Below are 13,099 nucleotides of genomic sequence, written 5' to 3' on the forward strand. Positions count from 1 at the left end.
TGCATAGTATATTGTGTGGCTCACATTGTTTGTGTAGCTCATATCTAATTTCTCTTCTCTTTTCTTTCGTTTTATTGCCCTCAAAACTACGTTTTTTTCTTCACTCTTAATTATTCAGTATCAATTTTTTATATATCCTTTGTATATCTATCTTCCAAGATTCGTTCAAGCTTCCTATAAGCTTTCTATAAGCTAAGCATACCCAATTTACCTCTCATCTTTTACCTTTTGACTGAATTCTCACTTCTGATATCCTTCGTTTTTCTTCGATAGCACTGAGTCTTTCCGAGCTTCCCCGGAAAGTCTAAAAAGTCCAACTACTTTATTCACCTGCCCATCGTGCTACGACCTCTGGCAAAGATGATTATTGGTATTTCTGGTATTACTGGTGGTAAGTTAAAAAAGTTAGTTGCTAATTGTGAATTATGAATTATTTATTATCTTTGCACCATCAAATTTGTTATAAAAGATAAAAACAACAAAGCAACGATGGAATCATCACAAGATGAAATGTCCTTTTTAGACCATTTGGAAGCCTTGCGCTGGCACTTGATACGTGCTATTATAGCTGTTTTAGCAGTGGGTGTGGTAGCGTTTGTGTGTAAGGATTTTATTTTCCAAATCATCTTTGCTCCTAAGAATGGCGATTTCTTTACTTACAGAATGTTCTGTAAGATAGGTCATCTTTTTGGATTTGAAAGTGCTTTTTGTGCTGAACAATTGCCTTTTACAATTCAAAGCCGTACAATGGCAGGGCAGTTTTCAGCTCATATCTGGACGTCTATTTGGGCAGGAGTGATTCTCGCGTTTCCTTATGTGCTTTATGAAGTGTGGAAATTCATCAGTCCAGCACTATATGAAAACGAGCGCAAGTTGGCTCGTGGCTTTATTCTCATTGCTTCTTTGCTGTTTTTTATAGGAGTTTTGTTTGGCTATTATCTCATCACCCCACTATCAGTGAATTTCTTAGGGTCTTATTCAGTAAGTCCCGAAGTGAGAAACCAAATAGATTTAAACTCTTATATTTCGGTAGTACGCTCGTCAGTCATTTCGTGTGGCATTATTTTTGAGCTACCTATTGTTGTTTATTTTCTTACCAAATTAGGAGTGATAACACCTGCTTTTATGCGAAAATATCGCCGGCACGCAGTCATTGTAGTGCTTATCATTGCAGCAATTATAACCCCTCCTGATGTAGTAAGCCAAATTATCGTGTCGATACCGATAATGCTCTTATACGAAATAAGTATTTTTATTTCAGCTTACGTCTTAAAAAAAGAACAAAACAAGGTAATTTAATATTTTTAATGGATTGTAATACCTACTTACAGCACCTACCCAACGTGAAAACGTTGAAACAGCTTTGCAAAGGCGAAGCCGTATTAGATTGGATTATTTGTGGTCACGAGTTTGAAGTTTATCACACCTACTACAAAGTAAATGAAGAAGAATATGAAGGCTATGAAGCCCAATGGGGGCACGGCTTTGAAGATGAAGACGGTTCGTCGCTGTCGTTTTATTTTATTGATAAAGCCTGCTTAATCGTTCCCTCTTCGAGCGCCGAAGATAGCAAAGGAGGCGATAATCACGACTTCGAGAAGCGTATCCCGAAGGTGTTCTTGCCGTACTATCGTAAAAACTTTTCAGAAAGTGATATTCCTTTCGTGATATACTCTTTAGATGGCGAAACGTGGCAATGTGTAGAGAACTTCCCTGTGGAAGAACACATCGATAAGTTTGAGTATATTTCTACTGACCCTATGAAATACAAAGAATGGGCAGTGGAATACTTGGGCGACGAAGGCTTCTTGCAAGAAGTAATGAGTGAACAAACCATTACCGACCTTTACGAAGGGAAAGTGCTTACCGAAGAGATGGTGTACAGTATCGTAACCGAAGTGCACGATTGGGTAGATTTAGAAACAGAACTCAACGAAATGCCTTATCGCTTTTCGTTTTAAGATTATATGAAATTAGTAGTAAATAACATCATCAAAATATACAAAGGAAGAAAAGTAGTAAAAGGCGTTTCGCTGGAAGTAAACCAAGGTGAAATCGTAGGACTCTTGGGGCCTAACGGAGCAGGAAAAACGACTTCCTTTTATATGATAGTGGGACTCATCAAGCCCAACGGTGGTACTATTTTTTTGGATAATACCGAAATCACCAGTTATCCGATGTACAAACGTGCTCAAAGCGGTATTGGGTATTTGGCACAAGAGGCTTCGGTATTTAGAAAGCTGAGTATTGAGGACAATATCAAAAGTGTCCTGCAACTCACCAAACTCTCTAAGGCAGAACAACAACGCAAAACCGATGAGCTGATAGAAGAGTTTGGCTTAGGACATATTCGTAAAAATCGTGGAGACTTGCTTTCAGGGGGAGAACGCCGTCGTACAGAAATTGCACGTGCTTTGGCTACCAGTCCGAAGTTTATCTTGCTCGACGAGCCTTTTGCAGGGGTAGACCCTATAGCGGTGGAAGATATCCAACGCATTGTAGCACAGCTCAAAGACAAGAATATAGGTATTCTCATCACCGACCACAATGTACAGGAAACACTAGCCATTACCGACCGCACTTATTTGATGTTCGAGGGAGGAATCCTCAAATCAGGAGTGCCTGAAGAATTAGCAGCTGATGAGATGGTAAGAAAAGTATACCTTGGAAGAAACTTTGAATTGAGACGCAAGAAAATATTAGAAGATTAGCCAATTAACAATAAGAAGAAATAACTAAAAACTATAATATAATGAAAAATTTAGTAGACCGTTTTATTAAGTATATAAAAATAGACTCTCAGTCCAACCCTGAGAGCGAAACAACTCCTAGCACCAAAAAACAATGGAATATGGCAAACCTATTGGTAGAAGAATTGAAAGCCATTGGTTTGCAAGACGTAACTGTAGATGAAAACGCCTACGTGATGGCTACGTTGCCATCGAATGTAGATTACCCAGTGCCTACCATTGGTTTTATTTCTCACTTCGATACATCACCTGACTTCTCTGGTGAAAACGTAAATCCACAGTTTATAGAAAATTATGATGGGGGAGATATTGTCCTCAACAAAGAACAAAATATAGTGTTATCACCTTCTTATTTTGAGGATTTGTTGCTCTACAAAGGCAATACCATTATCACAACCGATGGTACTACCCTTTTAGGAGCTGACGATAAGGCTGGTATTGCTGAAATCGTAACCGCTATGGAATACCTCGTGCAACACCCCGAAATCAAACACGGAAAAATACGCGTAGGCTTTACCCCTGATGAGGAAATAGGTCGTGGAGCTCATAAATTCGATGTCAAAAAATTCGCTGCCGACTGGGCTTATACAATGGACGGCGGACAAATAGGCGAACTTGAATATGAGAGTTTCAATGCAGCAGGAGCTAAAATTCACTTCAAAGGAAAGAACGTGCATCCTGGTACTGCCAAAAACAAAATGATAAACTCAATGCTCGTAGCTACTCAGTTTATCAATGCATTACCAGCCGATGAGATTCCAGCGCGCACCGAAGGTCGCGAAGGGTTCTACCACATTACCGATATTTCTGGAGATGTAGAAAATACAGTAGTACAGCTTATCATCCGCGACCACGACCGCGACCTTTTCAACAAACGCAAAGCCGTAGTACAGCAAATTGTAGACGACCTTAACAAGCAAATCCCTAATGTAGCAGTAGCCGAAATAAAAGACCAATACTACAATATGGGTGAAAAAATCAAACCTGTGATGCATATTGTGGAAGTAGCCGAACGTGCGATGAAAGAATTAGGTATTACTCCTATTACCAAACCTATCCGCGGTGGTACCGATGGTTCTCAACTTAGCTTTATGGGATTGCCTTGTCCCAATATCTTTGCAGGCGGACATAATTTCCACGGTAAATACGAATTTGTACCTGTAGAAAACCTCGAAAAAGCTACCGAAGTGATTATTCGCATTGCTGAATTAGTAGCAAAAAAATAATATAATTAGCCGATTTATCAATTAGCCAATGTGTTAATTGACAAATTGGCTAATTTGCTAATTTTTCATTAACCATTAATAATTAAAAAAAATGCCTACAATATCACATAGAGCGCAAATATTGCCTCAGTCACCCATTAGAAAACTGACCCCTTACGCTGAAAAAGCAGCTAAGGAAGGGAAGACTATTTATCACCTCAATATTGGTCAGCCTGACATTAAAACCCCTGAAATAGCCGTACAAGCAGTCAAAGATTTTACCCCTAAGGTATTGGAATATACCAAAAGTGAGGGAATCGATTCTCTTAGAGAAAAGGTGGTGGAATACTACAAAAAACACGATATTAAGGTAGAAAGTAGTGATATTATCATCACTTGTGGAGGTTCTGAAGCTCTTACCTATGTAATTGCTACTGTTGCTAATGCCGATGATGAAATTATCATTCCAGAACCTTACTATGCGAACTATATTAGCTTTTCAGAAGCCTTTGATGCAGTGTGTGTGCCTATTACGTCTTCTTTTGATGATAACTTTGCCTTACCTCCTATAGAAGAGTTTGAGAAAAAGATAACTCCTAGAACCAAAGCTTTTCTCATTTGTAACCCCGGAAATCCTACAGGCTATTTGTATTCTAAAGAAGAAATCTTGCAATTGGCAACAATAGCTAAAAAACACGATATTTTCCTTATTTTCGATGAGGTATACCGAGAGTTCGTGTATGATGGTGCTACCCATTATTCCATTATGCAAGTAGAAGACATTGAACAAAATGCTATAATGATAGATTCGGTATCTAAACGTTTTAGTATGTGTGGAGCACGCATCGGGTGGGTAGTCTCTAAGAATAAGGACGTGATGATGTCTGTTTTGAAGTTCGCTCAAGCCCGCTTGTCTCCCCCTACTTATTCACAAATAGGAGCCGAACGCGCTTTTGATGTACCCGAAACTTATTTTGAAGAGGTATTAAAGGAATATACTCAGCGTAGGAACGTGCTCATTGAAGAACTCCGAAAAGTAGAAGGTGTACGTGTATCGATGCCTAAGGGGGCTTTCTATTGTATAGCCGAATTGCCTGTAGAAAATGCAGAAGACTTCTGTATATGGCTTTTAGACCATTTTTCAGTAAATAACGAAACGGTAATGTTAGCTCCTGCCGAAGGTTTTTATGCTACCGAAGGTTTAGGGCGCAACCAAGTGCGTATAGCTTATGTACTCGAGAAGGAGAAGATAGTAAAAGCTATTCACATATTAGGTGAAGCTCTAAAGGAATACAACAAACATTAAGATTTTCTAATTCCTAATAAACTAAACAGTTATATTTTTTAGTGTTAAAAAAACATATAAAGTTATTGCTATATCAAAAATATTTTGTACTTTTGAGGCGGAAAATTAAAAACAGACAATGTCAGTAAAAAAAATAGCAGTATTAACATCAGGAGGAGACGCTCCTGGTATGAACGCCGCCATTCGTTCAGTGGTACGTACTTGTGCATACCACAACATCGAAGTGGTAGGTGTATATCGTGGCTATCAGGGAATGATAGAAGGCGATTTTGAAGAAATGAACGCACGTAGTGTTCGAGATATTATCAATAGAGGAGGTACTATCTTGAAATCAGCTCGCTCTAAAGATTTTAAAACTCCTGAAGGGCGTAAGGCAGCTTATGAAAAATTAAAAGCTGCAGGGGTAGATTCTTTGGTAGTAATAGGAGGTGATGGCTCTTTCACTGGGGCACTCTTGTTCAACAAAGAATTTGGTTTCCCCGTAATGGGAATCCCTGGTACTATCGATAACGATATCTATGGTACTGATTTTACTTTGGGATATGATACCGCTCTCAACACTGTAATTGAGGCTATCGACAAGATTAGAGATACCGCAAGCTCTCACAACCGCTTGTTTTTCATAGAAGTAATGGGACGTGATGCAGGACACATCGCCTTGAACTCTGGAGTAGGGGCAGGTGCTGAAGAAATCTTGATTCCAGAAGAGAATATAGGACTTAAAAAGCTACTTGAATCTTTGGAAAAAAGTCGTAGGACTGGTAAAACTTCTAGCTTGGTAGTGGTTGCTGAAGGCGATAAAATAGGTAAAAACGTATTCGAACTTAAAGAATATGTAGAGCAACACCACCCCGATTACGATGTGCGTGTATCAGTATTAGGGCATATGCAACGTGGAGGTGCTCCTTCTTGCTTCGACCGCGTATTGGCAAGCCGTATGGGGGTAAAAGCAGTAGAATCACTCCTTGAAGGGAAATCTAACTATATGGTGGGTACTCGCAACAACAAAATGGAACTCACTCCGCTTGAAAAAGCTATCAAAGGCAGTTCTAAAATAGATACGGAACTCCTCCGTGTAGCCGAAATAATGGCAACTTAGTAACGTAACAAAATTAAATAACGAATAAATTAAATTAAAAGAGAATTATGTCAGTAAAAATTGGAATTAACGGTTTCGGACGTATTGGACGTCTTGTATTCCGTGCTACTTATGAAAGAGCCGACGTAGAAATCGTTGGTATTAACGACCTTTTGGATGTAAATTACATCGCTTATCTTTTGAAATACGATTCAGTTCACGGAACTTTTAAAGGTGATGTGAAAGTAGAAAATGGTCACTTAGTAGTAGATGGCAAAAAAGTGCGTATCACTGCTGAAAAAGATCCTAACAACCTTAAATGGAACGAAGTACACGCCGATGTAGTTGCTGAATGTACTGGTATCTTCACTACCTTAGAAAAAGCGCAAGCTCACATCAATGCAGGGGCTAAAAAAGTAGTTATTTCTGCTCCATCAGCTGATGCTCCTATGTTTGTAATGGGCGTGAACCACAAATCAGTAAAACCTACTGATACTATTGTGTCTAACGCTTCTTGTACTACCAACTGTTTATCTCCTGTTGCTAAAGTATTGAATGATAACTTTGGTATTGAAGAAGCCTTAATGACTACTGTTCACGCTACAACAGCTACTCAATTGACTGTAGACGGTCCTTCTAAAAAAGACTGGAGAGGTGGACGTTCAGCACTTTGCAACATTATCCCTTCTACTACTGGTGCTGCTAAGGCTGTAGGTAAAGTAATCCCTGAATTGAATGGTAAACTTACTGGTATGGCATTCCGTGTGCCTACTGCTGATGTTTCAGTAGTAGATGTTACCGTTCGTACTAAAAAGGCAACTACCTTAGAAGAAATCAATGCTGCTATGAAAAAAGCATCAGAAGGTGAATTGAAAGGTATCCTTGGCTACACTGAAGACATGGTAGTTTCTCAAGATTTTGTAGGTTGCAAACTTACTTCTATTTACGATGCTAAAGCTGGTATCGGTTTGAGTGCTAACTTCTTCAAAGTAGTTTCTTGGTACGATAACGAAACTGGTTATTCAAACAAATTGGTAGATTTGGCACAGCACATTGCTAAATTGTAATTCATAAAGAAAAAAGGTGAGTTGCCTATGGAGGCATACTCACCTTTTTTAATAGTAAACAACTTAATAAAACCGAAACGATATGATTTTAATTGTAGACAGTGGAGCTACTAAGGCGGATTGGACAGCCTTAAATAGCAAAGGTGAAAAAATATTTTTTACTCAAACTTTAGGGTTAAATCCTGAAGTTCTTACAGAAGAAATTCTCGTAGAGCGTATTACCACCAATTATCAATTGTTTGAGAACAGAAATTCAGTATCAGAAATTTATTTCTATGGTGCTGGTTGTGGTACTGAACGCATTCGTTACTTTGTAGAACGCAGTTTGGCAACTATCTTCAAAAACGCTAAAATAGATGTGAAAGAAGATACTTATGCAGCTGTGTTTGCCACTACAGCTCCCACCGATAAAGCTATCGTATGTATCTTAGGTACAGGTGCTAACTGCTCTTATTGGAATGGTAAAGAATTATACCAAGCAGTAGATTCATTAGGCTATATTTTGATGGACGAATCGAGTGGGAATTTTTATGGTAAACGATTGATTATCGACTATTACTTCAAGAAAATGCCATCAGACCTTGTACAAAAATTTGAAAACCAATATGAATTGGGTTCAGATGTGATTAAAAATCATTTGTACAAGATGCCAAACCCTAACAGTTACTTGGCTACTTTTGCGAAATTCGTAGTAGAAAATAAGAATCACGAATATTGCCGTGAGATGGTGAGAAAAGGTATGCAACTATTTGTAGACCACTGGATTTCTCAGTATGAAGACCGTTACGAAGTGCCTATCAACTTTGTAGGTAGTATTGCTTTCTTCCTCCAAGATATTTTGGAAGAAATATTGACAGAAAACAACCTTAAATTGGGTACAGTGCTAAGAAAACCAATTGATGGTTTGGTTGCTTTCCACGTAAACAAATTCTTTTAATAACGAATAAAAGATAAAATAAAAAAGACACTCACTATTGTGGGTGTCTTTTTTATTTTAGAACAATCCGTAGAGGAGAGCATCTATTTTATTGATGATTTCACCTAAATCTTCAGGGTTGTTTACGAAATCAATATTATCTACTTCTATAATGAGTAGTTTCCCCTTGTCATAACTTTTTATCCACTGTTCGTATCGCTGGTTGAGGCGGTTAAGATAGTCTATTGAGATTGTATTTTCGTAATCTCGACCGCGCTTTTGTATTTGGTTTACCAAGTTGGGTACTGAGCTTCTGAGGTAAATCAGTAGGTCTGGTGGGAGAACAAGACGCTCCATCAGAGCGAATAGTGATTTGTAATTATCGAAATCACGAGAGCTCATCAGTCCCATTTCGTGTAAGTTAGGGGCAAAGATGTGAGCATCTTCGTAAATAGTGCGGTCTTGAATGATGTTATTCCCTTTCTCTCTAAAATCCAAAATCTGTCGGAAGCGACTGTTTAGAAAGTATATTTGTAAATTAAAACTCCAGCGCTCCATTTGGTGATAAAAATCATCTAAATAAGGGTTATCTACCACATCTTCGAAATGGGCTTCCCATTGGTAGTGTTTGGCTAATAGAGAGGTAAGGGTAGTTTTTCCAGCTCCTATATTTCCTGCAATTGCTATGTGCATTTTTAATTAGTTTTTTCAGCTTCCTCACGTAGACATTTTATCATAGAGGTGTTCTTGATTTCTTGTATTACGAAAGAACTTTGAATGTTAGAGATAATTTCTAATTTAGATATTTTGTGTACTACAAATCTCTGATAATCTTCCATATCGTTGAGCATAACTTTTAGCAGGAAGTCGTAGCCTCCTGCCATATACGAGGCTTCTAACACTTCATCTAAAGTGCTTATATATTTTTCGAACTCATTAAATAATTCGGCACTATGCTTAAGAAGTTTTACTTGACAATAAGCTACCAATTTTTTTCCGAGAGCTTTAGGATTGGCTACCGCTACATATCTTTGAATTATTCCTAGTGATTCTAATCGTTTGATACGTTCGTGAACTGGAGTGATTGATAGGCTTACTTTTTCGGATAATTTTTTAATAGATTGTTTGCTATCTTGTTGTAATTCATCTAAAAGTGCTAAATCAATACGGTCTAATGCATACATACTTTTATAAATTTATTGGGGGTAAAATTAGAAAATATTTTCGATATACCAGGGGAAAAGACAAAATATTTTTTCTGTTTTTTTATAAAAGGCTCATAATCATTATTATTTTTAGATAAATAATTGGGTTGTAAAAGGCTAAAACTATAGAAATATTTTCTGAGTAAAGTATGTTTTACAGAATAGGTTATTTTCAATAATAGTTTGTATTGTCTTTAAATTGATTATCAATTTAATCAGCTTTGCCAAAGTGTGTGTCGCAAAAAGGACACATTAGCGTTTTTGGAGAGACACAGAATCATCGAAGGGAAACGAAGAATATCAAAAGAGGGTTGGAGGGGTTTTTGATGAAAAAAGGCTGTGAGAAGGGTGGGGTTAGCTTATAGAGAGCTTATAGGAAGCTTATACGAATCTTGGACGATTGGTATAGAAAGGGTGTATAAGTAGTTGATTTATATTGTAATACAGCAAGGCTAAAAGTGCTAAAAACGAGGTTTTGAAGCGAAAGTAATAGAAAGATAAAATGAGAATAGAGCGATGGTTTGGTAATTGCCGACAACCCCAATGAAGGTGAATTGTAACGATGAAAATATAAGATTTTACATTTAATTTTGCTCATTTCGTTTAATTATTGTAGCTTTGCCACTGCTATTAAAACAATATTACATTTAAGATGAACGAAATAGACTACAAATTTGTACATAAAGATTTTAGAATCAATGGATTTCCTATAGATAGAGAACGACTTATTATCTTGGCGGTAGCCTACGTGAAAGATGGTTTGCCTTACCGTAAATCGGTGGGGAGGTTTCTTTTGGATTGGCTTGACGACAGGGATTATATAGAAGCGACGACCTCTGGTTCTACTGGCATTCCTAAACAAATTCACCTTAAGAAACAAGGTATGGTTAATTCGGCTTTGGCTACGGGTGAATACCTTAATCTTTCACCTAAGAATCGTGCTTTGTTGTGTTTGCCAGCTGACTTTATTGCAGGTAAGATGATGCTTATTCGCGCCATTATTTTAGGTTTACACCTTGATATTATTCGTCCTTCGTCTATGCCTTTATCGCTTACCAGTAAGGATTATGATTTTTGTGCAATGATACCTTTGCAAGCGGCGAAATCTCTTACTGATTTGCCTCGTGTGAAGAAGGTAATATTAGGAGGAGCTTCTATTGATGGAGAATTAGAAGCTAAATTGCAGAATATTCCCACAGAAGTGTATTCGTCTTACGGAATGACTGAAACTATTTCGCATATTGCGATGCGTAGGGTAAATCACACGATGGAGCATGAAACTACCTATAAAGCAATGCCTAATGTTACGTTTACTCAAGACGACCGCAATTGTTTGGTAATAAATGCACCTTTGATTGCCGACCACCCTGTGATTACTAATGATATTGTAAATCTCATATCGCATAGCGAATTTGAGTGGTTAGGGCGTTTTGACAATATTATCAATTCGGGCGGCTTTAAAGTCTTTCCGGAAAGTGTAGAACACAAGATTAAGAAGTACATCAAAGGTGATTACTTTATTACTAAAGAACCTGATGATGAATTAGGACAACGAGCAGTGCTTTACGTACAGGGAGAGGAGAAGGATTACCCTACTTTGGCACACGATATTTATATGGATAAAGATATACTGAAATACGAAGTGCCTCGCCAAATCTATTTCGTTCCTAAGTTTGTGTATACCGATAATCAAAAGCTAAGGAGGGACGAAACGGTTAAGAAATACAAGAAATAAGATGAAACTCAAGAGATTTATCCCTTATATATTGCCTTATAAGAAACAGGCAATACTGAACATATTTTTCAATATTCTTTATTCACTCTTTAGTGCACTTTCGTTTGTGGCACTTATCCCGATGCTTGATGTACTTTTTGGCAAGGCGCAAACAGTAGCTGAAGCTCCTGTATATTCGGGTAATTTGTTGGATTTAGGGAGTTATGGTAAAGCCTACTTAAACTACAAAGTAGGAATTCTTGCGGGAGAAAATACTATTTGGGCTCTTGGAATAGTGATTGCTTTGGTAATTTCACTCTTCTTGCTGAAGAATATGTTTAGCTATTTAGCTTCTTTTTTCATCACTTACCTTCGCAATGGTGTATTACGCGATTTGCGTGATGCACTTTACAAAAAAGTTGTAAGCCAACCGATAGCATTTTTCTCAGAACAGCGCAAAGGCGATATTATGTCGCGTATGGTAGGTGATGTAAACGAAGTACAATACTCATTGCTCTCGGGATTGGAGGCTTTTGTGAGAGAACCTCTTACTATTCTTTTTTCTATTTTGGTGATGCTAGGTATTAGCGTGAAACTCACAGTATTTACCTTTGTATTTATTCCTATTGCAGCGGCAGTAATTTCGAGGATAGGTAAATCACTAAAAAAGAATTCAATAGCTTTACAACAAGAACAAGGGCGATTCCTTTCGCTTATAGAAGAGACTATAGGCGGATTGCGCATTATAAAGGCATTTAATGCTGAGGGTATTTTCTCTAAGAAATTTAAGGAATCTAGCAATACTTTTAACCGATTGAGCAATAAGGTAATGAATCGTCAGAACTTAGGGTCGCCAATGAGTGAGTTTCTCGGTATCCTGATGATTGCTATTTTGCTGTGGTTTGGAGGCTCTTTAGTATTGGTAGATAAAACATTAGAGGGCACTCAATTCATTGCCTTTATGGGATTGGCGTACAATATTCTCACCCCCGCTAAGGCTATCAGTAAGGCATCATACGATATGCGAAAAGGGAATGCAGCAGCCGAACGTATTTTGGAAATCCTTGATTACGAGAATCCTATTAAAGAGTGTGAAAATCCTGTTGTAATTTCTGATTTTACCACTGCTGTAGCTCTGAAAGATATTACTTTTGCGTATGCTGAACTGCCAGTACTCAGTCATTTTTCTTTGGAAATACCTAAAGGAAAGACAATTGCCTTAGTAGGGCAATCAGGGAGTGGCAAGAGCACTATTGCGAACCTTATTACTCGTTTTTACGATGTAAATCAGGGAGAGGTACTTATCGATGGGGTGAATGTAAAAGATATGCAAACTGCCTCCTTGCGAAAGCTCATAGGGGTGGTATCGCAGGATTCTATTCTTTTTAATGATACGGTAAAGAATAATCTCCTGATAGGAAAGCCCGATGCTACTGATGAAGAACTAGTGACAGCGGCTAAAATAGCTAATGCTTACGAATTTATAAAAGACCTTCCCAAGGGTTTCGATACCAACATAGGCGATGCAGGTAGTAAACTGAGTGGCGGACAAAAACAACGCCTTAGTATTGCTCGTGCAGTGCTGAAAAATCCACCTATAATGGTACTCGATGAGGCAACTTCGGCACTTGATACAGAAAGCGAGCGTTTGGTACAGAATGCCTTAGAAAATATGATGAAGAACCGCACCTCGGTAGTGATTGCGCACCGGCTTTCAACAATCCAAAATGCTGACCAAATAGTAGTAATGCAAAAAGGGCAAATAGTAGAGCAGGGTACCCATACTGAGCTGATACAAAAGAACGGTATGTATAAAAAGTTAGTGGAAATGCAATCGTTTGAGCAATAAGTTTAGGGT

12 protein-coding genes are annotated in these 13,099 nt (G+C 38.0%); 10 read left to right on the top strand and 2 right to left on the bottom strand.

The genetic code is table 11. The features are described 5' to 3' along the window. Positions 1-489 precede the first annotated feature (489 nt). The 8 genes from tatC (at position 490) to HW278_RS10360 (ending at position 8,343) form a co-directional block, all read left to right on the top strand. Complete coding sequence (gene tatC / locus HW278_RS10325) at positions 490-1,299, top strand: twin-arginine translocase subunit TatC (protein WP_002671220.1); 810 nt, start codon at positions 490-492, stop codon at positions 1,297-1,299. A gap of 8 nt (positions 1,300-1,307) precedes the next feature. Continuing rightward, the gene (locus HW278_RS10330) at positions 1,308-1,961 is read left to right on the top strand and encodes a hypothetical protein (protein WP_009410049.1); all 654 of its coding nucleotides are present in this window, start codon (positions 1,308-1,310) and stop codon (positions 1,959-1,961) included. A 6-nt stretch (positions 1,962-1,967) separates the two neighbouring features. After that, positions 1,968-2,711 carry an LPS export ABC transporter ATP-binding protein gene (gene lptB / locus HW278_RS10335; protein WP_009410048.1) on the top strand — a complete coding sequence of 248 codons (744 nt, stop codon included), beginning with the start codon at positions 1,968-1,970 and terminating at the stop codon, positions 2,709-2,711. 41 nt (positions 2,712-2,752) lie between these two features. Next, the gene (gene pepT, locus HW278_RS10340; RefSeq protein WP_009419357.1) at positions 2,753-3,976 is read left to right on the top strand and encodes a peptidase T; all 1,224 of its coding nucleotides are present in this window, start codon (positions 2,753-2,755) and stop codon (positions 3,974-3,976) included. A 91-nt stretch (positions 3,977-4,067) separates the two neighbouring features. After that, complete coding sequence (locus HW278_RS10345) at positions 4,068-5,261, top strand: pyridoxal phosphate-dependent aminotransferase (protein WP_178977755.1); 1,194 nt, start codon at positions 4,068-4,070, stop codon at positions 5,259-5,261. Between the two features lie 118 nt (positions 5,262-5,379). Beyond that, positions 5,380-6,360, top strand: coding sequence for a 6-phosphofructokinase (gene pfkA, locus HW278_RS10350; RefSeq protein ID WP_009419359.1), 981 nt, complete (start codon positions 5,380-5,382; stop codon positions 6,358-6,360). Positions 6,361-6,407: 47 nt separating this feature from the next. Further along, positions 6,408-7,406, top strand: a complete 999-nt coding sequence (gene gap, locus HW278_RS10355) for a type I glyceraldehyde-3-phosphate dehydrogenase (protein WP_178977756.1) — start codon at positions 6,408-6,410, stop codon at positions 7,404-7,406. Between the two features lie 82 nt (positions 7,407-7,488). Beyond that, entirely contained in the window at positions 7,489-8,343 is an 855-nt protein-coding gene (locus tag HW278_RS10360) for a hypothetical protein (protein WP_009419361.1), read from the top strand. Between the two features lie 57 nt (positions 8,344-8,400). Here HW278_RS10360 and HW278_RS10365 read toward each other — a convergent pair whose 3' ends face one another. Together HW278_RS10365 and HW278_RS10370 are read right to left on the bottom strand one after the other, a co-directional pair. Next, entirely contained in the window at positions 8,401-9,015 is a 615-nt protein-coding gene (locus HW278_RS10365; protein WP_002671237.1) for a deoxynucleoside kinase, read from the bottom strand. Positions 9,016-9,017: 2 nt separating this feature from the next. Next, complete coding sequence (locus HW278_RS10370) at positions 9,018-9,506, bottom strand: Lrp/AsnC family transcriptional regulator (RefSeq protein WP_002671239.1); 489 nt, start codon at positions 9,504-9,506, stop codon at positions 9,018-9,020. A gap of 673 nt (positions 9,507-10,179) precedes the next feature. Between HW278_RS10370 and HW278_RS10375 the strand changes: the two genes are divergently transcribed. Together HW278_RS10375 and HW278_RS10380 are read left to right on the top strand one after the other, a co-directional pair. Then, positions 10,180-11,262 carry an AMP-binding protein gene (locus tag HW278_RS10375; RefSeq protein WP_002671241.1) on the top strand — a complete coding sequence of 361 codons (1,083 nt, stop codon included), beginning with the start codon at positions 10,180-10,182 and terminating at the stop codon, positions 11,260-11,262. Position 11,263: 1 nt separating this feature from the next. Next, complete coding sequence (locus HW278_RS10380; RefSeq protein ID WP_009410041.1) at positions 11,264-13,090, top strand: ABC transporter ATP-binding protein; 1,827 nt, start codon at positions 11,264-11,266, stop codon at positions 13,088-13,090. The last annotated feature ends 9 nt before the right edge of the window (positions 13,091-13,099 follow it).

It is taken from the genome of Capnocytophaga sp. oral taxon 902 (genome assembly GCF_013394735.1).
Classification (GTDB): Bacteria; Bacteroidota; Bacteroidia; order Flavobacteriales; family Flavobacteriaceae; genus Capnocytophaga; species Capnocytophaga ochracea.